The sequence below is a fragment of the Nocardioides sp. CER19 genome (assembly GCF_029846275.1).
Taxonomy (GTDB): Bacteria; Actinomycetota; Actinomycetes; order Propionibacteriales; family Nocardioidaceae; genus Nocardioides.
In genome coordinates this window covers 792,400-815,908 of the sequence record NZ_JARVWS010000003.1, presented here as the reverse complement: position 1 = coordinate 815,908, position 23,509 = coordinate 792,400, and the positions used below count along the sequence as shown (strand labels likewise).

Sequence of the window (23,509 nt, the reverse complement as noted above, 5' to 3'; positions counted from 1 at the left end):
AACCGCTGGACTATCCACCACTCCGGCGCTCGTGCGCCGCGGGATCAACAGTTGGACTTCAGGCAGGAGTGGGTAGAACGTGGGCTCGACCGCGGCCGCAGGGCCGGCGGACCGGCTGGGCTTCAAGCCCGGCATGGTCATCCAGGAACTCGGCTGGGACAGCGACAGCGACGACGCGCTCCGGGTCGCGATCGAGGACGCCATCGATGCTGACCTCGTCGACGGTGACTACGGCAACGACGTCGACGCCGTCCTGCTGTGGTGGCGTGACGACGACGGGGACCTCGTCGACGGGCTCGTCGATGCGCTCACCGACCTGGTGGGAGGCGGCGCCATCTGGCTGTTGACCCCGAAGGTCGGCCGCTCGGGCGCCGTCGACCCCGCCGAGATCGCCGAGGCCGCGCCGCTGGCGGGCCTCTCGCAGACCACCACCGCCGCCGTCAGCAAGGACTGGGCCGCCACGAGGCTGGTGGCGCCGAAGACTGTCGGGTGACCCGGATCCTCCCGGGTCTCGACGGGCTGGTCGACGGGCTCGTCGCTCGTGGGTCGTCGGCGGCGACCGCGCTCAGGGTGATCGCGAGCTCACGCGTCGTCAGGCCTCACTCGCCGGTCACGCTCGCCAGGCTGACGAAGGTGCTCCGCGACTGGGGCACCGGGCCGGCGGGAGGGTTCGCGACGCTCGCCGTCCGCGCGCCCGAGGCGATCGGGCTCTGCGACGAGCTCGGCACGCTCACCTGGCGCGAGCTGCACGGCCGGTCCAACTCGCTCGCGCGGGCGCTCGCCGAGCTCGGTGTCCACGAGGGTGACGGCGTCGCGGTCATGTGCCGCAACCACCGCGGCTTCCTCGACGCCACCCTGGCGGCCAACAAGCTCGGCGCCGACGTGCTCTACCTCAACACGGCCTTCGCCGGACCGCAGCTCACCGAGGTGCTCCAGCGGGAGCGCCCCAAGGTGCTGGTCCACGACCAGGAGTTCGAGGGTCTCCTGTCCGGGGCGCTCGAGGGCTCTGGCGCGCCGCTCCCGGTCGTCGCCTGGACCGACTCCGCCGTCACCGCCCCGACACTGGACGGGCTGATCGCCCGGCACAGCGGTGGCGAGCTGCGGCCTCCGTCGCGTCGCGGCCGCCTGGTCATCCTGACGTCCGGCACGACCGGCACCCCGAAGGGGGCTCCGCGCAACGAGGCCGGCGTCGACGCCGCGATCTCGCTGCTGTCTCGCATGCCGGTCCGCGCCGGCTACCGGACCCATGTGGCGGCGCCGCTGTTCCACACCTGGGGGCTCGCGCACCTGCTGCTCGCGATGCTGCTCGGCACCCCGCTGGTGCTGCGCCGGCGCTTCGACCCCGAGCAGGCCCTGCGGGCCATCGCCTCGGAGAAGGCCGAGACGTTCGCGGTCATCCCGGTCATGCTGCAGCGCATCCTCGCCCTGCCGGAGGAGCTCCGGTCGGCGTACGACGTGAGCTGCCTGCAGGTCGTCGCGTCCTCGGGCTCCGCGCTGCCGGGCGACCTGGCGCTGGCCTGGATGGACGCGTTCGGGGACAACCTCTACAACGTCTACGGATCCACCGAGGTCGCGTACGCGTCGATCGCGACCCCCGAGGACCTGCGGGCCGCTCCGAGCTCCGCCGGCCGGCCGCCGTGGGGGACCGCCGTGCGGATCCTCGACCGACGCGGCGCAGAGGTGCCGGCGGGGGAGTCGGGCCGGATCTTCGTCGGCAACACGCTGCTCTTCGAGGGCTACACCGGCGGGGGCCACAAGGAGGTCGTCGACGGGCTGATGTCCACGGGCGACGTGGGCCGGTTCGGCCCGGACGGCCGGCTCTACGTCGAGGGCCGCGACGACGAGATGATCGTCTCGGGCGGCGAGAACGTCTTCCCGAAGGAGGTCGAGGACTGCCTCGTCCGGCACCCGGCGGTTGCCGACGCAGCGGCGGTCGGCGTCGAGGATCCCGACTACGGGCAGCGCCTGCGTGCCTTCGTGGTGGTCGCCGAGTCCGCTCGAGGGGTGACCGATGACGACCTCAAGGAGTGGGTGCGAGACAATCTTGCGCGATACAAGGTGCCGCGCGAGATCGTCCAGGTGCCCGAGCTTCCCCGCAACGCCACCGGCAAGGTGCTCAAGCGGGAGCTGGCCGGGTGGCAGCGCGCGGACGACAGGAACGACGAGAAGGAGTCGTAGTGACGGGTCTGGCCATCGGTGGGCCTGCTCCGGACTTCACCCTGCGCGACCAGTTCGGGCAGGACATCACGCTGTCGTCGTACGCCGGCAGCAAGGCGGTGCTGCTGCTCTTCTACCCGGCGGCGTTCTCGGGCGTGTGCACCGGGGAGATGGCGGGCATCCGCGACCGGCTCGACGAGTTCCTCACCTTCGACACCGAGGTGCTCGGCGTCTCGACCGACCCGGTCTACGCCCTGCGCGCCTTCGCCGACCAGGACGGGCTCAACTTCCCGCTGCTCTCGGACTTCTGGCCTCACGGCGCGGTCGCGCAGGCCTACGACGTCTTCGACGACAAGCGCGGCTCCGCCCGGCGGTCCTCCTACATCGTCGACCGCGAGGGCCTGGTCCGCTGGTCGGTGCACAACGCCAACCCGGACGGGCGCGACCTCTCCGAGCACCTGCGTCAGCTGCGCGACATCGCCGACTGACCGGCCTGGTCCAGACCAGTCGGCCGACTTCTCGCGTTCTCCTGCGGGACCTGTCGGGTCTCCCTAGAGTTCTCGTCGTCGAGCCGCTGGTGACCCGAGACGCCAGCGGCTCGACTTCTGCATTTCCGGGCGGTTCGCCCAGATCAGCGCGCTCGCGTAGTCTGTGCCGCGCTTCGCGGGCGTATAGCTCAGTTGGTCAGAGCACCGGTCTTACAAACCGGTGGTCGGGGGTTCGAGTCCCTCTGCGCCCACCGCGTCTGAACCGCCGATGTCTCGGCGCTCACGTGCAGGAACCGCGGGTCGCCCGTTTGGCGTCGTGTGCGGGCGCCGCCGGCGTCTCACGGCGCCGACTTGTCGCACGAGGAACTCGCCATTCGAGGTCAAGCCGGCTCAGGGCGTCACGACGTCGAGCTTCTCGACTGTCACGCGCACGGACCCGGCGACCGCGGGAGCGCTCAGCTCTCCGTCAGGTCGCGTGCGACGCGTTCGTCCACCGCAGTCGCGGTCGCTGGTTCCCGAGGTAGATGGTCCAGGCCACGAGGACGATCGCGGCGCCGACGACGGCGTCGAGGATCCAGTGGTTGCCGGTGCCGACGACGACCAGCGCGGTCAGCAGCGGGTGTGCCCAGCCGGCGATCCGCAGGATCCTGCTGCGGGCGCAGGTGGCGACGACGAGCGCGCACCACAGCGCCCAGCCCACGTGCATCGAGGGCATGGCGGCGAGCTGGTTGGTGAGGTCACCGAGCCCCTGAGGGGCTGAGGCGCTGGTGCTCCACCAGCCGACGTCGGCGGTGAGGGCGAGCAGGTCGTGGTAGCCGCCGAAAAGCCGCGGGGGCTCCGTCGGCACGATGAGGAACAGCGCGAGAGCGACGAGGCTGGCGCCGGCCAGTGCGCGGCGCGCGCCCAGGTAGTGGGCGCGGTGCCGGCGCCAGAGCCAGAACAGCACGGCCGGTGTGACGAGGTAGTGGGCGGCGGCGTAGTAGAAGCTGGCGCCGACCTCGAGGACGTGGTGGGCGTAGAAGAAGTCGTTGAGCCAGCGCTCGACGTCGAGGTGCAGCATCTGCTCGAGGTGGAGGATGTCGGCGGCGTGGCTCGCGGCGCTGACGAGGTCGTCGGAGGCCAGGACGCGGACGAGCGAGTAGGCGACGTAGAGGAGGCCGAGCACGGCGAGCTCGCGTGCACCCGGACGGATCCGCGAGGCACGCGAGGCTCGTCGTCGTACGTCGTCAGCGGATTCGGTGTCGGCGACCGCGTCGTGCTGGCAGGGCAGCTGGAGGAGGGCCATGTCAGCGGCGGCTCAGTCGAGGACCAGCTCGGGGACCGAGCGGCCGGCCGCCTCGGCGGGGGAGTCGTCGATGGTCGTGGCCAGCGGCTTCTCGGTGACGAAGGCGAGCAGCACGGCGGCGATGCCGAGCAGCGGGACGAGGTAGAGGAAGACGGGGGTGAGGGCGTCGCTGTAGGCGTTGACGATCACGTCCCGGACCGCCGTCGGCAGCTGGTGAACGGCCTCGGGGGTCAGCGAGTTCGCGTCGCCCACGCCGCTCCCTCCGGCAGAGCCGGACGAGGCGCTCAGCAGGTCGGTGAGCCGCGAGGCGAAGATCGTGCCGACGATGGCGGACCCGAGCGAGGCGCCGATCTGGCGGAAGTAGTTGTTCGACGCCGTGGCGGTGCCGACCTCGCGAGCCGGGAAGGTGTTCTGCACGATCAGGATGAGGATCTGCATCGCGAGCCCCAGGCCGATGCCCATGATGGCCAGGTAGACGCACGTCACGACCACGGAGGTGCTGGCCGTCATGGTGGACAGCAGCGCGAGGCCGATGCCGGTGACGATGGTGCCGACGATCGGGAACGTCTTGTAGCGCCCGGTCTTGCTGACCACCTGCCCCGAGATCATCGAGGTGACCAGGACGCCACCCATCATGGGGATCATCAGCAGACCGGCGTTGGTGGCGCTGGCGCCGGTGACCATCTGGAGGTACGTCGGCATTAGGCGAGCGCGCCGAACATCGCGATGCCGATGATGAGACCGGCAGCGGTCGTGAGGTTGAAGTTGCGCTCGCGGAACATGCGCAGCGGCATCACCGGCTCGACCGCACGGCGCTCGACCTGCACGAAGCCAAGAACGGCGAGGAGGGTGAGGGCGATCAGGCCGAGGATGACGGCCGAGTCCCAGGCGTAGGTGGTGCCGCCCCAGACGGAGGTGAGGACCAACGCCGAGGAGGCGACGGCGAGCAGCATGATGCCGGCGATGTCGATGCGCGGCTTGGCGCGGTCGTGCTGGGGCAGGTGCAGGAAGAAGACGGCGGCGGCGATGGCCAGGACGCCGAGGGGGAGGTTCATCCAGAACGCCCAGCGCCAGCCGATGCCCTCGGTGAAGAAGCCGCCGAGGAGTGGGCCGGCGACCGAGGAGAGCGCGAAGACCGCGCCCATGATGCCCATGTACTTGCCGCGCTGACGGGCGGGCACGATGTCGGCGATGATCGCCTGCGACAGGATCATCAGGCCACCGCCGCCCAGGCCCTGCACGGCGCGCCCCAGGATGAGCATCGTCATCGAGTCGGCGACACCACCGATGAGGGAGCCGGCCATGAAGAGGCTGATGGCGCCGATGAAGATGCTCTTGCGGCCGATGAGGTCGCCGACCTTGCCGTAGACCGGCATCATCACGGTCGAAGCCAGGATGTAGGCGGTCGTGACCCAGAGCATGTGGTCAACGCCGTCGAGCTCCCCCACGATGGTGGGCAGGGCGGTGCTGAAGATCGTCTGGTCGAGCGAGGCCAGGAGCATCGCGACCATCAGGCCGGAGAAAACCAGCCAGATGCCACGTCGGGGCTGGCCGCTCGCCGTCTCGTCGACGGCGGCGGTCTCTACTGCCTGTGTCATAGGAGTTCCTTCAAGGTGCTGTGGATGAGGGAGAGGGCGCGCTGACGGATGACGTCGGCGTCGTCCGGCCCATCGATGTCGGTGGCGGCGGGAGAGTCGGCTGTTCCGACCCACGTCTCGACGGCCGCGTGGACAGCGCTCGCGCAGACCGCGAGAGCGATCGTGGCGCGGGCCGTCAGCTCGGCGTCGTCCGGGAAGGTCGCGGTCCTGGCCAGAAGCTGGCGGACCTGCTCGACCAGTCGGTTCTTCCGGGCGTTGAGCTGGGCGAACTGGCTGCTGGCGACCTCGGGGTGGCGGCGCATGATCTCGACGCGCTGCTGGTGAAGGTCGGCATCACCGCCGTGGCCGACGCCCATGGTCGTCACGACGAGGTCGACGACGGCTTCGATGGGGTCGACGTCGCTGGGCCTCGCGACCTGCTCGGCGAGGTCGTCCTCGAGCGCCTGCGGCTTGAGGCCCAGGATGGCGGCGTCCTTGCTGTCGAAGTAGTTGAAGAAGGTTCGCGGGGAGATGTCGGCGCGTTCACTGATCGCGTCGACCGTCGCTGCCTCGAGCCCGTCACGCAGGACGAGGTCGACGGCGGCGGCTTCGATCCGGGCTCGCGTGGCGGTCCGCTTCCGGTCCCGCAGGCCCGGCTTCTTCGAGTCTTCGACCATGTCCCTACAGTACCGCAAAGATGCATGACTGCAAAGTTGCCTCGATGTAAGGAGATGTGCCGTTGTCGCCCCCGGCTTGGGCGCGTCGTCGCCGTGGCGCCTCCGCTGTCCCGACCACGCCGCAGGTGTCGTCCGATGCGTTGCCAGTCCTCGGCCGCAGTGGTGAACTGCTCGCAAGCACCACTGCGGGAGGGATGTCCGATGAGGCGATACGGGTTCGCAACGGCCTGGATCGGGTTGTCCGCGCTACTGCTCGTGCTGGGATCGGTCGCGGCGTCGCCGCCAGCCTCAGCGATCACCGGCGGCACGCGCGATGCCGTCCACACCAACGTCGGCGTCGTCCGGTTCACCACGTCGGCGGGCCGGTACCGCTGCTCGGGCACCCTGATCTCGCCAACCGTCGTCCTCACCGCCGGTCACTGCACCGGTGTCGACGCAGCACATCCGGCTACCAACGTGTACGTCTCCTTCGACACTGACCTCCCGGCAGACCCGTTGGCGGCCAACATCACTCCTGAGGAGCGGACGGCTCGCGCGGCTCACTACATCACCGGGACGGCGCACCCGGATCCTGGCTGGACCGGGAAGCTCAGCATCTCCCAGCAGCACGACCAGGGCGTGGTGGTGCTCGACGCGCCGGCTACGACGAAGTGGCCCGACATCACCCCGGCCCAGCTGCTGCCGGTCGGCACCCTCGACGCCAGTCAGGGCGCGTTGAAGAACGAGACGTTCACCCTGGTGGGATACGGCGTCGAGATCGGGGCGAAGAAGGAGCAGATCGTCATCACGGAACGGCGCTCGACGACGTCGTACCTGAAGAACGTGCAGGATGAAGTCGTTACCTTCCAGACCAGCAATCAGGACTCGAAGGCCGGCGGCGGATCGTGCTTCGGCGACTCAGGCGGCGCGGTGTTCTTCCACGGGTACGTCGCCGGGGACGACTCGTTCGGGAACTCCCTGTCGTGCAACGCGACCGGCGGCTACCAGCGCGTCGACACCCCCTACTCACGGGCGTTCTTGAACCAGTTCCTGTGAAGGCAGTCGGATCAGGAGGCACGGCCAGCGGCCGGCACACCTGACGGCCTCGACGAGGCCGGCCGGTGGCTGACTGTTGGGGCTGCTCTGCCGCGTCATGCGAAGTCGGCCCCGCTCGGGAGATGGTCGGCAGCGGTGCCGAGGAGGTCGAAACACACGAGGCCGACCTTCCCGGCCGCCGTCCCAACTCGGAGGGCCGACTCGGAGGCTCGCATGCTCGCGCACGTCCGCGTGGTGAGGCGTTGGCCAACGTCTCGAGAAGGTCCTGCCCGGCGGGCCACGACCGGATCGTCCGACGGCCGCGCAGCATCACAGATAGTTGGACAGCTCGATCAGGTTCTGGTCGGGATCTCGGACATAGACGCTGCGGATCGGACCCGTCGCACCGGTGCGCTCCACCGGTCCTTCCTCGATGGCAATCCCGTGGGCTGCGAGGTGTTCCTGTACGTCGGCCAGGTCGTCATCGACGATCAGACACAGGTCAGCGCTGCCCGGCGTCGGCGCCGCGGCCTTGGGTTCGAACTCGTGCCCCCGCCGGTGCAGGTTGATCTTGCTCGAACCGAACGAGAGGGCCTTGCGGTTGCCGCGGAAGGTGGTCTCCTCCATCCCCAGGACACGAGTGTAGAAGTCAATGGCCGCGCTGATGTCGGCCACCGTGAGGACCAGGTGGTCGAGCCTGGTGATCTTCACGATCGTTCCTTCGGATTCGATCTGGAGCCTCTGGCGTGCGTGCGGAAGGCCGTCTGGTGATCACGTAGCACCTTCACGGTCAGACAGGTCATCCGGGAGAAGTCCCCGATGCGCACCAGCTGGGTTTCCATCGGATCCGACCATAGAGGGGTCACGCCGCCTGCGTCTCCCGGATTCGCCCCGGCAGCAGTCTGCACAGTTCGGCCACTTGGGCGGCTCCAGCGAGAGGCGTCGCAAGCAGGTCGAGACGATTCACGGGCGGAAGAACTCGCCCGCGTCGAAGACTCTGTGTCAGGTACGGTCCTAGCGCGTCACCGAAGTCTCGTGATGACGCGGCGAAGGCCCTTCGCGATGCTCAGCGCTCCCACGGCACGTAGAGGAACCGATGACTTTCGATGACCTGGCCGACCTGCCAGTCCTGGAGCTCGCTGCGCCCGGGGCCCTCCGCGAGGAGGGCATCCAGGCCATCCGGTGCGGCGAGAAGACCGCGCTCACCGGTCTCCTGGAGATCTACGCACACGCGGGCGAACCGCTCCCGCAACCTGGCACCCGGCTCTGCGTGGTGGACTCAGCCGGCCGGCCTGCGGCAGTGATCGAACTCACCGACGTGCAAAAGCTGCGGATCTGCGAGGTCGATGACGAGTACGCCCACGCCGAGGGTCGGGGCTACACGAACGCGAGCGACTGGCGACGCGCTCACGAGGAGTTCTTCCGCAGCGACTACGTGGCGGACTATCTGGGCCACGTGCCCAGCATCGGTGACGACACCATCGTGGTCCTCCAGCGCTTCAAGCTGATCGCTTCCAACGCCCACGATCCCGCTGATCACGGCGCCGCTGAAAGACCCACGTCGGGCGCGCGATGACGAAGCCGCACGACGCCGAGTTGCGCCGGCGCGAACCCGAGGTTCGCTGTTCCCGACGTGGACCCGGCCCCTCTCGCGACGCGGCGCCGCTCCTGAAGCACTGTCAGCCGACGAGCCGTACCGCGGGCTGGCCGAGGTTCGGGTCGAACTTGACGCTGTTGTGCTGGACGTCGGGGTTGAGCGCGTCCTTGTTGAAGACGAACACCCTCAGCACCTTGACCGAGGACCCGTTGATCTCCGTGCCGTTCATCGACGTCGAGCTGTAGCTGGTCTGCGTCTCGTCGGTGATGAAGGCCGGCACGAACTCCTTGATGGGCTGGAAGTTCTTCTGCGCGCGGTCGTTGGCGTAGACGACCGGCAACCACGCGAACCGCGGGGAGTCCACGACGGACTGGTCGAGCATGCTGGGGTCCACACCGTTCAGCTGCGCGATGCTGTCGAGCGTGTTGGTCCCGGTGAGGTAGCAGGACAGCACGTCGTTGTTGATGCTCGTGCCGTTGACGGTGAGATTCGTCCGCTCGCTGTGGCGACCGTTCGGGCACCTGGTGGTGCCGTTCGAGGCATCGAGGCGCCCCTTGGTCACGTTGCCACCGCCGAACAGCCCGTCGAAGGTCTTCGGTCCGTCGTTGCCGGTGTCGCCCTCGATGCAGTTGCGCCCGTTCTTCGACTGGTTGTCGACCAGTCCGCCCGGGATGTCGCCGTCCGCCTTGCCGCAGTCCTTGTTCGGCTCCGGCGGGCAGGAGTTGCCGGAGGTCTCGCAGTAGGGCTGGATGAGGTGGTCGAGCCCGTAGGCAATGTTCAGCGAGAACGCCTTCTGGAGGTTGCTCTCGTCCTTGCGTGGACTCGTGAGCTGTCCGAAGTTGCCGCGGTTCTGCCCCACGCAGCCGACGGGCACGCTGGACGGGCTCGCCGTGGGGGAGACCGTGGGCGAGTCCGTGGGGCTCGGCCCCGCGGTCCCGGTGACGGTGACGGTGAGGGAGGTGGACGAGATCGTCGGAGTGCCGTTGCCCTTCGGCTCGATGTAGGCGTAGGCGTGCCAGACGCCCGGCGTGCTCGTCAGCTCCGTGCTCACGGTGAAGTCGGGCACGTTGAGGGGGTTGGTGAGGAGCTGCTTGTCCTGGGCCGCGTAGTCGACGAAGCGTGAGTAGTCCGGGGCATAGATGCGGATCGTCGCCCGGTCGGTCTTGCTGGTGTCGATGCCGCTGATCAGCAGGTTGTGGACGACGATCTTGCCGCCCTGGGTGACGCTGTAGTTCGAGCCGGTCAGCGTGTGGGCGCCAGCCGGGTCCGGCGGCCCCGTCGTCGGCGTCGGCGTGGCCGGCGTACTGCTCGCCGGCCCGCCCGACGTGTCGGCCTCGGCCGCTCCGAACCCGCAGCCCTGCGGCAGCCAGAACGGCAGCGTGTCGTCCATCCCGGGCGAGATGGAAACGACCGTCACCGTCGCCGTCCTCTGCACGGTCGTGTGGTGGAAGCCCATGATGGCGGCGAAGCCGAAGTCGACGTCGGCGGGCGGCGAGAGCACGCGCATCGTGGTGCACAGGGCTGTCGCTGTCGCTGTCGCCGGGTCGCATGCGGCCTGGCTGTCGGTGAGCCAGGTGATCTCGCCGTTCGCAGGGTTGCCGTCGAGGAGCTGGGCGCCGGTCACCGTCGTGGGCGATCCGTTGACGCGGTTGTAGCTCTTCGTCAGGTACGTCGCGACCGCTGACGCGATCGTCGCTGGCTGGTGCTTGGCATCGCCGGTCGTCGAGGCGGGAAGGCCGATGCCTGCGGAGATGGCGCTGATGTCCACCTGCTTCTGGACCGCCCGCTTGTGCGACCACGTGTTCCCGAGGTCGACGGTGAGGGCGGCCGACGCGAAGAGCAGGACCGAGGTGATCGCGACGACGATCGCGACCGCTCCGCGGTCGCGACGCGAACGGGTCTTCCAGATCAGCTGCACGTCAACCCCGGTTGTGTCGTCACGTTCTCGACCCGCGCCTCGGCTGACGAGGTCACCACGCCGTCATGGATGAACGGCACGAACGGGAAGTGGAAGTCGTAGCCCTTGAAGGTCACCTGGACCCGCACCCGGTCGCTGACGACGACGTCCGTCGCGCTGGTGCGCGGAAGCGTGGCGTCCTGGTCGAAGGTGCGGCTGATGCCGACGACCTTGCCCGAGCCGACGAGGGAGTCGATCTCGCTCTTCACCGCGTCCTTGAAGGGTGTGCAGGCGGCCGGGCTGCCGACTGCCGCTCGCCGGGCGGCATCGCGAGCGATGTCGGACCCACCCTGCATCGCCCAGAAGTAGAAGCCGTACTGGATGATGCCGAAGAGAATGATCAGCAACGGCACCAGGACGAGCGCGAACTCGACCGCCGCCGCCCCCCGCTGATCGCGCCGACCGCGCCGCCTGTCTCCACCGAGCCCGTCTGCCACGGGGCGAGGTTAGGGCCCGCGCAGCGTCCTGGGCTCGAAGTCCCGGCCTCTCATCTCACTTTCGACCCGCCCGGCGCCACAAATGCCCCGACCGGGCTACTCCGACCGGGACCTCCGGAGCGGTGCGCGAGACGTGGTCGCAGCCGGGTGTCACTCGTCGCACCTGCGGCCTGGGGGGAGAAGGAGCCGTGCGGCTACCGGTCGCCTCACCAGGGGATGACGCCGGCGTCCTCGAAGAACCCGCCGGTGGGTCCATCGTCGGGAAGCGTTGCCAGCCTGATCGCGATCGCGGCGCCCTCGGCGGGCGTACGCACGCCGCGGAAGCCGTTGAGGTCGGTCGCAACGAAGCCAGGGCAGCCGGCGTTGACGAGGATCTTCGTGTCGTGCAGCTCGCGGGCGTACTGCACCGTCACCGCGTTGAGGAACGTCTTGGACGGGGAGTAGGCCGCTGCGATCGGGCCGACCACGAGCGGGTCGGTGGTGGAGCTCTGGCGGGTGAGCGACCCGACGCTGCTGGACATGTTGACGATCCGCGGCGAGGGTGATCGGTGCAGGAGCGGCAGCATCGCGTTGATGACGCGGACGACGCCGATCACATTCGTCTCCACGACCGTGCGCAGCGTCTCCGCTGCGACGCTGCTCGGGTCCTGGGGCATCCCGCCGGTGATGCCGGCGTTGTTGACCAGGACATCGAGGCGGCCTGCTCGCTCCTCGATCAGCGACGCGGCGGCAGCGACACTGCCGTCGTCGGTGACGTCCAGGGGTACGCCGAACGCGTCGACTCCCGCGATCTGCAGCTTCTCGACGGCTTCCGCTCGGCGTGCCTCGTCGCGCGCTCCGACGCCGACGCTCCAGCCGCGAGCTCCGAGGCCAGCGGCGATCTCGTAGCCGATTCCCTTGTTCGCTCCGGTGATCAGCGCGGTCGTCTGTTCTGTCATGCCCTCAGCGTCGCCTCGAGCGTCGTCCGAACTCCAAGACCACTTCAGCCAGCCTCGATACCGGCAGAGTATCGCCGCTGGTGGACGTAGGCTCATGGTCGTGGAGACGCGGGAGTTGCGCTACTTCGTGGCGGTCGCAGAGGAACTGCACTTCGGGCGGGCCGCGCAGCGACTCGGAATCGCGCAACCTCCGTTGTCGAGGGCGATCAGCCAGCTCGAGCGCCGTCTCGGCGGCCCGTTGCTCGAACGGAACAGTCGAGGTGCGACCCTGACGGGCGCCGGCCGCCTGCTGCTGGGGGAGGCCCGTGCCGCGCTCGACGCCGTCGACGCCGCCGAGCGACGGACCCGCCGCGCCACCGGAGGTGCGCCGCGCCTGGTGCTGGCCTCGAAGGCAGGAGCGTCCGTCGAGCTTCTCGCCAAGATCCTCGACGCGTATGCCGCTGAGCCTGGTTCCGTCGAGGTCGAGGTCATCTTGTGCGGCATCGGCGAGCAGGAGCGTCTGCTGCGCGACGGACGCGCGGATGTCGCGCTGCTCCATCGGCCGTTCGATGCGACCACCGGGCTCGACAGCGAGGACCTGCTGGCGGAGGGCCAGGCCGCCGTCCTGCCCGCCGGACATCCCTGGTCCCAGCGACCCCATCTCCAGATGAGCGATCTGCCCGACCTGCCCGACGTACCGCCGCTGCGCTGGCCTCGCAGCGACGGCAGCTATCCCGACGGTCCGGGGCCCGAGCTCCGCGACGGCGCGCAGCTCCACCAGCTTGTCGCCCTCGGACGTGGCTACACCGTCCTGCCGGAGTCAGCGCGCGCCGAGCAGCACCCCGGCGTCGCGACCGTGCCGATCCTCGACGCCCCGCAGGTCACCACGGTCATCGCCTGGCCGCCGCACAGCCGATCGCTGCCCCTGGCCACGCTGATCCGAACCGCAACCTCCGTGTGACGAGGTGAGACGCCGGACCCGGTCTGGCGCCTCGTGCAGGACTCCGCGCGGACTCACGAATCGTCTCGCGCCTAGTGATGCGTCGGCTGTCCGGTGATCGGGTCGAGCAGGTACCGCGCAGCGTTCGGTGCGTGGCCGTGCCCCTCGTCGTGCCCGTGGCTGTGCCCGTGGCCGTGGCCGCTGCCCTTCGGGGTGAAGTCGAAGAGCCCGTGCAGGCTTCCGGCGATGGCGTCGGCGCTGCCGGGGATGCGACCCAGTCCCCAGTTGTCCTCGACGAACCGGGTGATCGAGGACTGATCGGTGAGCGTGTGGTCGACCGAGTTGCGCTTCGCCCAGGGCGAGATCACCAGCAGCGGCAGCCGCGGCCCGTAGCCGCACCGACCCTGCTGCCCGGCGATGGGAGCACCGCTGCCGCACATGCCCGGACCGGTCAAGGCGTCGGCGACCGAGACGGAGGGGTTCGTCACGCCGGAGAAGGCGTGGTCGTACCAGCCGTCGGAGTCGTCGTAGCTGATGACGACGGCCGTGCTCCTCCAGGCCGGCGTCCGCTGCAGCGCGTTGATCTCGTTGACGATGAACTGCTGTTCCTCGAGCGGGTCGGAGTAGACCGCGTGCCCGTCCTGGTAGCCCGGGGCCTTGAGGAAGCTCACCGCCGGCAGCGCGGACGACGGCAGCCGACCCCGTCCGATGGCCGACACGAGCTGGTCGAAGTCGCTGGTGTCGTACTGGTGGTTCGGGGTGTCGAACTGGGGAACGCCGCCCACGTAGTGCTGGGTGTCGCGTCCCACTGCGCGCAGGCCGCGAAGGGTGTCGCGGCCGGAGGCGTTGGTCGGCACGGTCAGGTGGTGCGGGTTGGCGGTCGTGGCGTAGTACTGGAACGGCTCGTGGTGCGGGATGTAGTCGTCCTTGTAGCCGAACTGTCCCGTGCCGGTCGGCAACGGTGCGGTGAGGCCGGCACCGATCGGGGTGACGGCGTTGCAGATGCCTTGGTCCGAGGCGTGCGGGACCGACTGGTAGAACCGCCCCTTGAACTGGTTCGGGATGTACGTCGACGTCGGTTGTCCGGCGTGGCCGGTCGCCGCGGCCGCGTCCTGGAACGACGTGGTGGGCCGGAAGCCGCCCTCGAACCATCCCCAGGACAGTCCCCTCGCATTGAGCTTGTCTCCGATGTTCTGACCGCTCATCGCGACGGCGTCCCGGACGGAGCAGTCGTCCCAGTAGGGCTGCGCATCGCTGGTCAGCGAGAACCCGCCGCGGCCGTCCGGGGTCAGGTCCGCGTTGGGTGAGGCAGCGGTCGCGATCGAGGGGTTGTTCACCGTGTGCGTCATGTCGACGCCGCCCGTGCTCCCGGCGGCCAGGTTGATGGCTCCGGGTGTGGAGGGCCCGAACGTGGTGCTGTAGGAGCTGTCGCTCATCGAGTAGCGCTGGGCGTAGTTCCAGAGCGCGGTGACGGCGTTGCCGTCGTAGTAGTTCATCACGTCGCCGGCGACGCACGGGGCACCGGTCGGCGACACTCCATGGCCGGTGCCGACGGTCTGCGGGAACCGGTCCATCGCGCCGTGGTCGAAGGCTCGCTGCTCGTCGTTGTAGTTGTGGTCCTGGTCGCAGGTCAGGACGTCGTCGATGTTCGTGGGAGCGTAACGGCGAGGGTTGGTCCCGTTGGGGTTCGCGGTGAGCAACGACCCGCTCAGCCCGTCCACCGAAGGAGTGCCGCGTCTGGGGGTGAACGGCTGCCCGTCGGTGTTGGCGGCGTGCGGATAGGTCCCGAAGTAGTGATCGAAGGACACGTTCTCCTGGAAGATCACCACGAGATGCTTGATCGGGGTCGCTGTCGCGCCTGGTCGATGTGCTGTCGCGCTACCCGTGGGCAGCGCGACCGCAACCCCCAACGAGGCCGCCGTCAGGGCGACCGCAGCGAGGTGCCACCGGCGCGATCCGCGGGCTGTAGCCATTTCTCACTCCCATCTCAGACGGTGAATGAAGAAGGTGGTCGACAACCCGAAGGTGCGGCACGCCCGCCGCTGACGTTACGCCGCTTGCCCGGAGACGTCAGTAGGGCGGCGTCGCGCGATGGCGACGCCGCCCCCTGTGCGGATGGGTGACCCGGATCAGAACGGGTAGCGCGCCGGCTCGCCACGCATGGTGATCCACCGGGTCTCGGTGAACGCCTCGATGTTGGCGGCTGCGCCGCCGAACCGGGACCCCGTGCCGGAGGCCTTGACGCCGCCGAACGGGGCGACGGCCTCGTCGTTCACGGTCTGGTCGTTGATGTGGACGATGCCGGTCGGGATCTGCTCGGCCACCGCGAGACCTCGCATGACGTCCTTGGTGACGATGCCGAGGGAGAGGCCGTACTCGCTGTTCTCGGCGATCTTGACGGCCTCGTCCACCGAGCCGACCCGGGTCACCGGGGCGACCGGTCCGAAGACCTCCTCGGCGAACGCCGGCGCGGTGAGCGGTACGTCGGCCAGCACGGTCGGACGGTAGAAGAGGTCCTCGTAGGTGCCGCCTGACGCGACCTGGGCGCCGGCGGACGCGGTCGTCGTGACCAGGCCGTGGATCTTGTCGCGCTGCCTGGCGTCGATGATCGGGCCGAGCGCGACCTCGCCGCTCATCGGATCGCCGACCGGCAGCTGGGCTGCCTTCTCCGCGAGTGCCGCCACGAAGTCGTCGTAGACGCCCTCGGACACGAGGTGCCGCCCGGTCGTCATGCAGATCTGGCCCTGGTTCAAGAACGAGCCCCACGCCGCCAGGTTGACGGCGGCCTCGACGTCGGCGTCGTCGAGGATCAGGAGGGCCGAGTTCCCGCCGAGCTCGAGGTGGGCGCGCTTGAGGTGCTTGCCGGCGAGCTCTCCGATGCGCCGACCGACCGGGGTCGACCCGGTGAACGAGATCACCCGCACGTTCGGGTCGGTCACGAGCGCCTCACCGACCTCGACGCCTCCCGGGAGCATGTGCAGCACGCCCGGAGGAACGCCGGCCTCCTCGAAGATGCGCGCCATCAGCGTGCCCCCGGTCACCGCGGTGCGCGGGTCGGGCTTGAGCAGGACCGAGTTGCCCAGGGCCAGCGCCGGGGCGACGGAGCGGATGGCGAGGATGATCGGGACGTTGAACGGCGCGATCACCGTCACGACGCCGGCCGGTACGCGACGCGCCATCGAGAGCCGAGGCTCCTCGCTGGGCAGGATCTCGCCCAGCGGCCGTCCGGTGAGCGCCGCGGCCTCGTAGCACTCCTCGGCGGCGACGTGGAGCGCGAACTGGGCCATGCCCCGGATGGCGCCGACCTCGCGCATGTTCCACTCGGCGACCTCGTCGGCGTGCTCCTTCCACAGGTCGCCGGCCTTGCGCATGACCGCAGCGCGGGCGGTGAAGGGGAGTGCTGCCCACTCACGCTGCGCGTCGGCGGCGAACGCGGCCGCCTCGGCCACGTCCTCCGCGCTGGCGGCGCCCATCTGACCGAGCTCGTTGCCGGTCGCCGGCTCGATGACGGCGTACGCGCCGCTCTTGCCCTCCTGCCAGACGCCGTTCTTGAAGATGTGTCCCTGCCAGTCGACAGAGTCGAGGAGTCCCATGATGGTCCCTTCCGCGTGGGGGTTGGTCGATCGAAGTCAGCTGCCGGACGGCATGCGAAGCACGGGCTTGAGGACGCGGCCGGACAGGGCGTCCTCGAGGGCCTTCTCGATGTCGGGAAGGTCGTAGAGCTCGACGAGCTCGTGGAACGGGAACCGACCCTGGGCGTTGAGGTTGACGAGGGTCCCGATCAGCGTGCCGCTACGTCCGCCGCCGCCGAGGACGCCCACGATCCGCTTGCCCCAGAGCGTGGTGAGGTGGTCGAGGCTGAGCTCCGCTCCGGCCGGCGCGCCACCGATCAGCACGCAGGTGCCGAGCATGCCGACGCTGTCGGCCGCCTGGCGGACGACCGGGATCACGCCGGTGCACTCGAGCGCGTAGTCGGCGGGACCTCCACAGATCTCGTGCACGGCCGCCACCGGGTCGGTGTCGGTGGCATCGATGGTGTGGGTGGCGCCGTAGCGCCGGGCCAGCTCCAGCCGGTTGGCGTGCCGGTCGACGGCGATGATGCGGGTCGCCGGGCTGAGCTTGGCCGCCATCACCGCGGCGAGGCCCACCGCGCCGACGCCGTAGACGACGATGCTGCTGCCGGGGCCGGGCTGCGCGGTGTTGAAGACCGCGCCGGCACCGGTCGCGATGCCGCACGCGAGGGGACCGAGCACCTCGAGCGGCGCCGACGTCGGTACGACGACCAGGGCATCGGCCCACGCCAGCGCGTGGGTGGCGAACGAGGACTGCCCGAAGAAGTGGCTGTGCACCTTCTCGCCGTCGGTGCGTCGGAGCGCGCTCTCGCCCGCACGCGGGCCGAGCAGGCGACCGCCACCGCACAGCGCTTCGCCGAGACGCGCGCAGTAACGGGGCTGGCCCTCGCGGCAGTGCGCACACGTGCCGCACGAGGGCCAGCCGATGACGACGTGGTCGCCGACCTCGACGCCCGTGACTCCGGGACCGACCGCCTCCACGACGCCCGCGCCCTCGTGGCCGAGCACGCCCGGGAAGGGCATCGGCAGGTCGCCGTGGCGGGTGATCTCGTCGGTGTGGCAGATGCCCGTGGCGACGACGCGCACCAGCGCCTCACCCGGCCCCGGCTCGTCGAGCTCGAGCTCAGCGAGAGTGAACGGCGCGTCGAGCTCCTCGACGACCGCGGCGGTGACCCTCACCTCGTCTGGTCCTCTCCGGTCGAAGGCTCGTCGGAGCCGGCTGGTGCGGCGAGGTTGTAGCCGACTGGGAACAGGCTGATCCGGGTGCGATCGGCGATCATCCCCCACAGGCCGCGCGGTGCGAACAGCGCGACCGCGATGCCGCAGAGCCCGAGCAGGATCAGGTAGGTCGTGCCGTAGTCGGCGAGGGCCTGCTGCAGGGCGAAGAAGATGACCGCACCGAGCAGCGGGCCCTCGATGTAGCCGATGCCGCCGATGACGACGATGAAGATCATGTACGCCGACCACTGGACGCTGTAGACGGCGTTGGGGTTGACGCTCAGCGACGTGACGAGCAGGACGCCGCCCGCAGCACCGCACCCGGCCGCCGAGATGAGGTAGACCCACCGCTTGGCGCGCGGCACGTTGATGCCGACGGCGTTGGCGGCCGTCTCCTCGTCGCGGACCGCCATCAGGGCCAGTCCGAGTCGGCTGCGCAGCAGCAGGTAGCACGCGACGACCGAGGCGACGGCGACGACGAGCGCGACCCAGTAGTTGAGGGCCCCGCGCGTGACCGGGTCGATGTCCGACAGCGTCGTCAGAGACTTGCCGCTGGCGCCGCCGAGGCGATCGATGCGGGTCGTCACCAGGCGGTAGACCTCGGCGATCACCCAGGTCCCGATGGCGAAGTAGTCGCCACGCAGGCGGAAGGCCAGCCAGGAGGTGGGCACGGCGAAGACCGCCGCGGTGATGGCGGCCAGGATGATCGCGAGGTAGGCCTGCACACCCTGTTCGGCGAACACCAGGACGGCGTACGCGCCGAGGCCGAAGTAGGCCTGCTGGCCGACCGAGACGAGGCCCGCGAAGCCGGCCAGCAGGTTCCACATGCTGGCGAGCGCGATGAGGATGAACAGGTTCACCAGCGAGTCGGTGACGCTGCTGAAGACGGCGAACGGCAGCACCGCGAGGATCAGGACGACGAGCGTCAGGACGCCGCCGCCGACGCGGGTCGACCTCGTCGACCGACGTACGGACGCCGCCTTCGCGGCGCGGGAGGTGAGGGTGTCGGTCAGGCTCATGCGGTCCGTCCGGGGAGAAGGCCCTGCGGGCGGAAGGCCAGCACGGCGAGGAAGACGAGGTGGCCGAGGAGGATGGTGAGGGCGGGGTCGATCTGAGCGCCGACCGACTGCGTCAGCCCGAGCACCATGCCGCCGAGGAGAGTGCCCCACAGCGAGCCGAGGCCGCCGATCACGACCGCCTCGAAGGCGAACAGCAGGCGCGAGGGTCCGGTCGCCGGGTCGAACGACGACCGCATCGCCATCATGATCCCGGCCAGTGCCACGGTGCCGAACGCGATCGCGGTGGCGATCCCGTAGACGTGGCGGCTGTCGGCGCCGACCAGGGTCGCCGTGTCGGGATCGTCCGAGCTGGCCCGCAGCATGCGGCCCAGCCCGGTGCGGGACAGGAACAGCTGGATGGCGACGATCACCACCACCGCGAGGACGAACGTGGCCAGCGACAGGTAGGGGATCGCGATGTCGTTGGTGAGGTGGAACGAGCCGGTGGCGAAGCCGCCCCCACCGAGAGTGCGCGTGTCGGCGGAGTAGATCTTGAGGAGCACGTTCTGGATGACGATCGACAGGCCGAACGTCACGACCAGGGTCGACATCGGCCCGACGCGGAGGCTGCGCTGGAGCAGGATGCGTTGGGTGAGGTAACCGAGGACCGCGAACAGCGGTGTCGTGATCACCACGGCCACCCACAGGGGGGCGTTGGTGGCGTTGACCATGGACAGTGCCAGGAACGACGCGACGACGGCGAGGTCCCCGTGGGCGAGGTTGACCACCCTCATGACACCGAACATGATCGACAGGCCCGTGGCGAAGAGGGCGTAGAGGCCGCCGAGCAGCAGTCCTTGGATGACCGCGTTGAACCAGTCCACGTCAGTCCCCTCTCGGTGTCTCGTGTGCGGATGGATGTGCGATGCCGAAGTAGGCGTGCTCGATCTGCTCGGTGCTGAGCTCGTCCGGCGCGCCGTCGAGCACCGACCTGCCTTCGAGGAGGCAGTGCACGTGGTCGGCGACGCGGAGCGCCTGCGAGACGTCCTGCTCGACGATGAGCGCCGCCGTGCCCTGCTCGACGATGGTCGGCAGGACGCCGTAGATCCGGCGGACGATGACGGGCGCGAGCCCGAGCGAGAGCTCGTCGATCAGGATGAGCTCGGGGTTGGACATGAGCGCTCGGCCGATGGCGACGGACTGCTGCTCGCCGCCGGACAGCTGGGCCGAGCTCTGGCGCCGGCGATCACCCATCCACGGGAACATCTCGTAGACGCGCTCGAGGGTCCAGGGTCCCGGGCGCTTGCGGTAGGCGCCGGTGAGCAGGTTCTCCTCGACGGTGAGTGAGCGGAAGAGTCGGCGACCCTCCGGGACGAGGGCGATGCCCGATGTCACCCGCCGGTGGGCAGGGACCCGCGTGATGTCGACCCCGGCGAACGTGATCGTGCCGCCCGACGGGTGGTTGCTCCCGGCGAGCGCGCGCAGGAGGGTCGACTTGCCGGCGCCGTTGGCTCCGATCATCGCGACGACCTGGCCGGCCTCGACGGTGAGGCTCAGGTCCCTGATGGCCTGCAGCTGGCCGTAGTGGACGTCGAGCGCGTCGACGCTCAGCAGGGTCATGACTCGGTCTCCTCGTCGGCGGTGGCGGACTCGGGGCCGCCGCCGAGGTAGAGCTCGCGCACCTCGGCGTTCGCGAGGACCTCGAGCGGGCTCCCGTCGGCGACGATCCGGCCCCCGGCCAGGCACAGCATGCGGTCGACGGTCTTGACCAGGGCGTGGACGACGTGCTCGATCCACACCACCGCGAGGCCGTCCGCTCGGATGCCCTGCACGACCTCCACGAGCTCGGCCACCTCCGGGTCGGTCAGCCCGCCGGCGACCTCGTCGAGGAGGAGGAGCTTGGGGTCGGTGCCCAGCGCCCGGGCCATCTCGAGGCGCTTGCGCTGGAGCAGCCCGAGGCGGCCGGCCGCCGTGTTGGCCTCGGCGCGGAGGCCGGTGCGCTCGAGGATGTCGGCCGCGCGGTCGGCCGCGTCGCGTCCTCGTCTGCCGCCACCCTGGTGGCAGCAGACGAGGACCGACTCGAACACGGTGAGGTTCTCGAACGGGCGCGGGATCTGGTAGGTGCGCCCGATCCCGGCCCGCGTCCGCTGGTAGGCGTGTGCGCCGGTGACGTCGTTGCCGTCGAACCAGACGGTGCCCGCGTCGGGACGCAGGTCGCCGGAGATCATCGAGAACAGCGTGGACTTGCCGGCACCGTTGGGACCGACGATCCCGAGTGCCTCGCCGTCGGCGACGCTCAGGTCGAGGTCGGTCGCGACGATCACGCGACCGAAGTGCTTGCTGACCCCCCGGAGGGAGAGCAGCTCGTGCTGGGGGCTCACGCGTTCGTCGGCTCCAGGTCGCCACCCACCGGAACCGCGGGGTTGGGGGTGTTGTCGACGATGACGACGTCCCAGGGGAACTTCTTGCCGGGCCGCCACTGGCCGCCGACCGGGTGCTGGATCGCGATGCCCGGCTCCGGACCGTTGGTGAAGTCCAGGTCGCCGCTCATGCAGTTGATCTTCATCTCGCGCAGGTTCTTGGCGACCTCGTCCTTGTCCTTCGGGTCGTCGGCGTCCTTGAAGGCCTGGATGGCGATCTCGAAGAGCGAGTAGATCGAGCCGAGCGCCTGCGTCCACTGCTTGCCGGTCTTGGTGGCGTAGTTGTCGGCGAGCTGCTTGGCCGTCGTACCGTCCAGCACCGACTTGTAGGGGTGCTGGGGGCTCCACCAGATGTCGGTCGCGATGTTGTTGCTGAGCTTGCCCAGCGCCTCGGCCTCCGTGGGGAAGAGCATGACCTTGGCGACCGTCGCGAGCTTGGGGTGGAAGCCCTGCTGCTGAGCCTGCTTCCAGAACGTCTGGAAGTCCGGGGGGATCGGGGTGCAGGTGAACAGCTCGGCGCCGGAGTTCTTGAACTTGGTGATCTGAGCGGTGAAGTCGCTGGCTCCGTCCTCGTACGCGCCGCCGTCGATCGGGTTCCAGCCCTTGCTCTTCATCATCGGCCCGAGGCCGTTGCGGAACGCGTTCGCGTCGGTGTCGTTCGGCCACAGCGCGGCGACGTTCTTGTTGCTCACGCCGATCCGGTCCCACATCGGGAAGAAGCAGTCGGCGAACTGCTCCATGCCGAAGAAGAACAGGGTCGTGTACTTGAAGCCCTCGCCCTCCTTGCCGTTGCGGCCGTGGAACCACGCCTCCCACGGCGCGATCGTGGTGACGTTCGGGACGCCGTTGGCCTCGCACTGGTCGGCGACGGGGTTCGTGGTGTCGGGGGTGGAGGAGCCGACGATCAGGTCGACGCCGTCGTTGATCAGCGCCCGGGTCACCTCCGTGGCACGGTTGGGGTCGGACTGGGTGTCCTTGACGACGATCTCGAACTTGCGCTTCTTGCCGCCGATCGTGAGTCCCTTGGCCACGGCGTCCTGGATCGTGGAGACGATGAAGTTGTCGGCCGCCGCGAAGCTGGCGAGCGGCCCGGTCTGCGGGCTGACGTAGCCGATGCGCAGCACGTCCGCCGCCGACGACGACGAGCCCTTCAGGCCGCCGCAGGCGGAGAGCAGGGGCATGGTCCCGAGGGCTGCTGCGCCGAGCCCGGCGCTCTTGAGAAGACCGCGGCGGCTCATGCCGCCAGTCGGGGTGCTGGTCACGACGTTCCTCCTGAGGGGGCCGACGGATCACGTCACGCGGTGTGACGGGCGTCTCTGGCGCAGGATCATGAGGTGACGCACACCACAGGTCAATCGATCGTTCCACTGGCAGGGAGGGCGTTCCACTAGCATCTCGGTCATGGCCGCACCTGCACCACCGGCCGGCGCGGAACCCGTCCCGACGGAGACCTCCGGCTCCGGAACCCAGGCCCTCGAGCGGGGCCTGTCGATCCTGTCGACCCTGGCTCAGGGGCGGCGCGCGCTCGGACTCGTCGAGATCGCGCGCGGCGCGGAGCTCAGCAAGAGCACGTGCCACCGCTACGTCACGAGCCTGCTCGGTCTCGGCTATCTCGAACAGGATCCGGAGACCCGCAAGTACCGGCTCGGACCGGCTGCGATGACGCTCGGCGTCGCAGCCGTCAGCTCGTTGGAGATCACGCGGGTCGCCGGCCAGGTGCTCCAAGCGCTGGCGGACGAGACCAACCACACGGCCAGCCTGACCATCCTCGACGGCGCGGACATCATCTACGTCGACCGGCGCCGCCCGACGCGCGCGGGGTTCCGGATCGAGCTCAACGTGCAGGTCGGCACGCGCCTGCCGGCGTACTGCACCTCCATGGGGAAGGTGCTCCTGGCGTACCGGGACCCCGCGTCCGTGCGGGCCATCCTCGACCGGATCGACCTCGTGCGTCGCGGTCCCAAGACCATCACGGCACGCGAGCAGCTGCTGGCCGGCCTCGCCGAGGTGAGGCGTACGGGGCTCGCGGTCAACGACGAGGAGCTGGCTTCCGGGCTCCGGTCACTCGCCGTGCCGGTCCGTGACCACACGGGGACGGTCGTCGCGGCCGTCGGGATGTCGGTGCACCTGAGTGCCTGGAACGCGACGGTCGATGCCGTCGTCTCCCGGCTCGAGCCACCGCTCTACCGCGCGGCGCAGGAGATCTCCCAGCGAATGGGCTATCTCGGGTGATTCCGTTCCATTCGTCGAATCGC

Annotated in this window: 23 protein-coding genes and 1 tRNA gene; 8 read left to right on the top strand and 16 right to left on the bottom strand. The window is 69.5% G+C overall.

Annotation, left to right across the window (positions count from 1 at the left end):
- Positions 1-79 precede the first annotated feature (79 nt).
- From QDS12_RS19350 to QDS12_RS19335, 4 genes are all read left to right on the top strand, one after another.
- Positions 80-493, top strand: coding sequence for a DUF3052 domain-containing protein (locus QDS12_RS19350; protein WP_279882154.1), 414 nt, complete (start codon positions 80-82; stop codon positions 491-493).
- A complete protein-coding gene (locus QDS12_RS19345; RefSeq protein ID WP_279882153.1) occupies positions 490-2,178 on the top strand; it encodes an AMP-binding protein in 1,689 nt (562 codons plus the stop codon). Before QDS12_RS19350 ends, QDS12_RS19345 begins: the two co-directional genes overlap by 4 nt.
- Entirely contained in the window at positions 2,178-2,645 is a 468-nt protein-coding gene (locus QDS12_RS19340) for a peroxiredoxin (RefSeq protein WP_279882151.1), read from the top strand. The genes QDS12_RS19345 and QDS12_RS19340 overlap by 1 nt, the downstream gene beginning before the upstream one ends.
- 177 nt (positions 2,646-2,822) lie before the next feature.
- Positions 2,823-2,896 (top strand) — tRNA-Val (locus QDS12_RS19335).
- Positions 2,897-3,111: 215 nt separating this feature from the next.
- Here the strand turns inward: QDS12_RS19335 and QDS12_RS19330 are convergent.
- From QDS12_RS19330 to QDS12_RS19315, 4 genes are read right to left on the bottom strand one after another with little or no spacing between them, the layout of a single operon-like run.
- The gene (locus QDS12_RS19330; protein ID WP_279882149.1) at positions 3,112-3,930 is read right to left on the bottom strand and encodes a phosphatase PAP2 family protein; all 819 of its coding nucleotides are present in this window, start codon (positions 3,928-3,930) and stop codon (positions 3,112-3,114) included.
- Positions 3,931-3,942: 12 nt separating this feature from the next.
- Entirely contained in the window at positions 3,943-4,632 is a 690-nt protein-coding gene (locus tag QDS12_RS19325; protein ID WP_279882147.1) for an MFS transporter, read from the bottom strand.
- The gene (locus tag QDS12_RS19320) at positions 4,632-5,528 is read right to left on the bottom strand and encodes an MFS transporter (protein ID WP_279882146.1); all 897 of its coding nucleotides are present in this window, start codon (positions 5,526-5,528) and stop codon (positions 4,632-4,634) included. The genes QDS12_RS19325 and QDS12_RS19320 overlap by 1 nt, the downstream gene beginning before the upstream one ends.
- Complete coding sequence (locus tag QDS12_RS19315; protein ID WP_279882144.1) at positions 5,525-6,184, bottom strand: TetR/AcrR family transcriptional regulator; 660 nt, start codon at positions 6,182-6,184, stop codon at positions 5,525-5,527. Before QDS12_RS19315 ends, QDS12_RS19320 begins: the two co-directional genes overlap by 4 nt.
- 201 nt (positions 6,185-6,385) lie before the next feature.
- On the opposite strand from QDS12_RS19315, the gene QDS12_RS19310 reads away from it, so the two are divergent.
- Complete coding sequence (locus QDS12_RS19310; protein WP_279882142.1) at positions 6,386-7,219, top strand: trypsin-like serine protease; 834 nt, start codon at positions 6,386-6,388, stop codon at positions 7,217-7,219.
- A 309-nt stretch (positions 7,220-7,528) separates the two neighbouring features.
- Here QDS12_RS19310 and QDS12_RS19305 read toward each other — a convergent pair whose 3' ends face one another.
- Positions 7,529-7,909: a VOC family protein gene (locus QDS12_RS19305; protein ID WP_279882140.1), complete on the bottom strand. Its 381-nt coding sequence runs from the start codon at positions 7,907-7,909 to the stop codon at positions 7,529-7,531.
- A gap of 385 nt (positions 7,910-8,294) precedes the next feature.
- On the opposite strand from QDS12_RS19305, the gene QDS12_RS19300 reads away from it, so the two are divergent.
- Complete coding sequence (locus QDS12_RS19300; RefSeq protein ID WP_279882138.1) at positions 8,295-8,774, top strand: ASCH domain-containing protein; 480 nt, start codon at positions 8,295-8,297, stop codon at positions 8,772-8,774.
- 103 nt (positions 8,775-8,877) lie between these two features.
- Here the strand turns inward: QDS12_RS19300 and QDS12_RS19295 are convergent, their stop codons facing one another.
- The 3 genes from QDS12_RS19295 to QDS12_RS19285 all read right to left on the bottom strand — a co-directional run bounded on the left by QDS12_RS19295 (position 8,878) and on the right by QDS12_RS19285 (position 12,127).
- Positions 8,878-10,713 (bottom strand): hypothetical protein, encoded by a 1,836-nt coding sequence (locus QDS12_RS19295; RefSeq protein WP_279882136.1) that lies wholly within the window; start codon positions 10,711-10,713, stop codon positions 8,878-8,880.
- On the bottom strand, positions 10,704-11,189 hold the full coding sequence (locus tag QDS12_RS19290) for a TadE/TadG family type IV pilus assembly protein (RefSeq protein WP_279882134.1): 486 nt from the start codon (positions 11,187-11,189) through the stop codon (positions 10,704-10,706). Before QDS12_RS19290 ends, QDS12_RS19295 begins: the two co-directional genes overlap by 10 nt.
- 206 nt (positions 11,190-11,395) lie before the next feature.
- Positions 11,396-12,127 carry an SDR family oxidoreductase gene (locus QDS12_RS19285; RefSeq protein WP_279882132.1) on the bottom strand — a complete coding sequence of 244 codons (732 nt, stop codon included), beginning with the start codon at positions 12,125-12,127 and terminating at the stop codon, positions 11,396-11,398.
- A 94-nt stretch (positions 12,128-12,221) separates the two neighbouring features.
- Here QDS12_RS19285 and QDS12_RS19280 point away from each other — a divergent pair, with 94 nt between their 5' ends.
- Positions 12,222-13,067 carry a LysR family transcriptional regulator gene (locus QDS12_RS19280; protein ID WP_279882130.1) on the top strand — a complete coding sequence of 282 codons (846 nt, stop codon included), beginning with the start codon at positions 12,222-12,224 and terminating at the stop codon, positions 13,065-13,067.
- 71 nt (positions 13,068-13,138) lie between these two features.
- On the opposite strand, the gene QDS12_RS19275 is transcribed toward QDS12_RS19280, so the two are convergent.
- From QDS12_RS19275 to QDS12_RS19240, 8 genes are all read right to left on the bottom strand, one after another.
- The gene (locus QDS12_RS19275) at positions 13,139-15,019 is read right to left on the bottom strand and encodes an alkaline phosphatase family protein (RefSeq protein WP_279882128.1); all 1,881 of its coding nucleotides are present in this window, start codon (positions 15,017-15,019) and stop codon (positions 13,139-13,141) included.
- 156 nt (positions 15,020-15,175) lie between these two features.
- Positions 15,176-16,639: a benzaldehyde dehydrogenase gene (locus QDS12_RS19270; protein ID WP_279882126.1), complete on the bottom strand. Its 1,464-nt coding sequence runs from the start codon at positions 16,637-16,639 to the stop codon at positions 15,176-15,178.
- Positions 16,640-16,675: 36 nt separating this feature from the next.
- On the bottom strand, positions 16,676-17,797 hold the full coding sequence (locus QDS12_RS19265; RefSeq protein ID WP_279882124.1) for an NAD(P)-dependent alcohol dehydrogenase: 1,122 nt from the start codon (positions 17,795-17,797) through the stop codon (positions 16,676-16,678).
- Positions 17,794-18,855: a branched-chain amino acid ABC transporter permease gene (locus QDS12_RS19260; RefSeq protein ID WP_279882122.1), complete on the bottom strand. Its 1,062-nt coding sequence runs from the start codon at positions 18,853-18,855 to the stop codon at positions 17,794-17,796. Before QDS12_RS19260 ends, QDS12_RS19265 begins: the two co-directional genes overlap by 4 nt.
- Positions 18,852-19,718 (bottom strand): branched-chain amino acid ABC transporter permease, encoded by an 867-nt coding sequence (locus QDS12_RS19255; RefSeq protein ID WP_279882120.1) that lies wholly within the window; start codon positions 19,716-19,718, stop codon positions 18,852-18,854. Before QDS12_RS19255 ends, QDS12_RS19260 begins: the two co-directional genes overlap by 4 nt.
- 1 nt (position 19,719) lies before the next feature.
- The gene (locus QDS12_RS19250; RefSeq protein WP_279882118.1) at positions 19,720-20,454 is read right to left on the bottom strand and encodes an ABC transporter ATP-binding protein; all 735 of its coding nucleotides are present in this window, start codon (positions 20,452-20,454) and stop codon (positions 19,720-19,722) included.
- Complete coding sequence (locus QDS12_RS19245) at positions 20,451-21,215, bottom strand: ABC transporter ATP-binding protein (RefSeq protein ID WP_279882116.1); 765 nt, start codon at positions 21,213-21,215, stop codon at positions 20,451-20,453. Before QDS12_RS19245 ends, QDS12_RS19250 begins: the two co-directional genes overlap by 4 nt.
- Entirely contained in the window at positions 21,212-22,516 is a 1,305-nt protein-coding gene (locus tag QDS12_RS19240; RefSeq protein ID WP_279882114.1) for an ABC transporter substrate-binding protein, read from the bottom strand. The genes QDS12_RS19245 and QDS12_RS19240 overlap by 4 nt, the downstream gene beginning before the upstream one ends.
- 139 nt (positions 22,517-22,655) lie before the next feature.
- On the opposite strand from QDS12_RS19240, the gene QDS12_RS19235 reads away from it, so the two are divergent.
- On the top strand, positions 22,656-23,486 hold the full coding sequence (locus QDS12_RS19235; protein WP_279882112.1) for an IclR family transcriptional regulator: 831 nt from the start codon (positions 22,656-22,658) through the stop codon (positions 23,484-23,486).
- The last annotated feature ends 23 nt before the right edge of the window (positions 23,487-23,509 follow it).

What these genes read in the sequence shown, in the direction of transcription:
- QDS12_RS19330 (WP_279882149.1), bottom strand. Translation starts at nt 3,930, where the DNA reads ATGGCCCTCCTCCAGCTGCCCTGCCAGCACGACGCGGTCGCCGACACC.
- QDS12_RS19325 (WP_279882147.1), bottom strand. Translation starts at nt 4,632, where the DNA reads ATGCCGACGTACCTCCAGATGGTCACCGGCGCCAGCGCCACCAACGCC.
- QDS12_RS19320 (WP_279882146.1), bottom strand. Translation starts at nt 5,528, where the DNA reads ATGACACAGGCAGTAGAGACCGCCGCCGTCGACGAGACGGCGAGCGGC.
- QDS12_RS19315 (WP_279882144.1), bottom strand. Translation starts at nt 6,184, where the DNA reads ATGGTCGAAGACTCGAAGAAGCCGGGCCTGCGGGACCGGAAGCGGACC.
- QDS12_RS19310 (WP_279882142.1), top strand. Translation starts at nt 6,386, where the DNA reads ATGAGGCGATACGGGTTCGCAACGGCCTGGATCGGGTTGTCCGCGCTA.
- QDS12_RS19300 (WP_279882138.1), top strand. Translation starts at nt 8,295, where the DNA reads ATGACTTTCGATGACCTGGCCGACCTGCCAGTCCTGGAGCTCGCTGCG.
- QDS12_RS19285 (WP_279882132.1), bottom strand. Translation starts at nt 12,127, where the DNA reads ATGACAGAACAGACGACCGCGCTGATCACCGGAGCGAACAAGGGAATC.
- QDS12_RS19280 (WP_279882130.1), top strand. Translation starts at nt 12,222, where the DNA reads ATGGTCGTGGAGACGCGGGAGTTGCGCTACTTCGTGGCGGTCGCAGAG.
- QDS12_RS19275 (WP_279882128.1), bottom strand. Translation starts at nt 15,019, where the DNA reads ATGGCTACAGCCCGCGGATCGCGCCGGTGGCACCTCGCTGCGGTCGCC.
- QDS12_RS19270 (WP_279882126.1), bottom strand. Translation starts at nt 16,639, where the DNA reads ATGGGACTCCTCGACTCTGTCGACTGGCAGGGACACATCTTCAAGAAC.
- QDS12_RS19260 (WP_279882122.1), bottom strand. Translation starts at nt 18,855, where the DNA reads ATGAGCCTGACCGACACCCTCACCTCCCGCGCCGCGAAGGCGGCGTCC.
- QDS12_RS19250 (WP_279882118.1), bottom strand. Translation starts at nt 20,454, where the DNA reads ATGACCCTGCTGAGCGTCGACGCGCTCGACGTCCACTACGGCCAGCTG.
- QDS12_RS19235 (WP_279882112.1), top strand. Translation starts at nt 22,656, where the DNA reads ATGGCCGCACCTGCACCACCGGCCGGCGCGGAACCCGTCCCGACGGAG.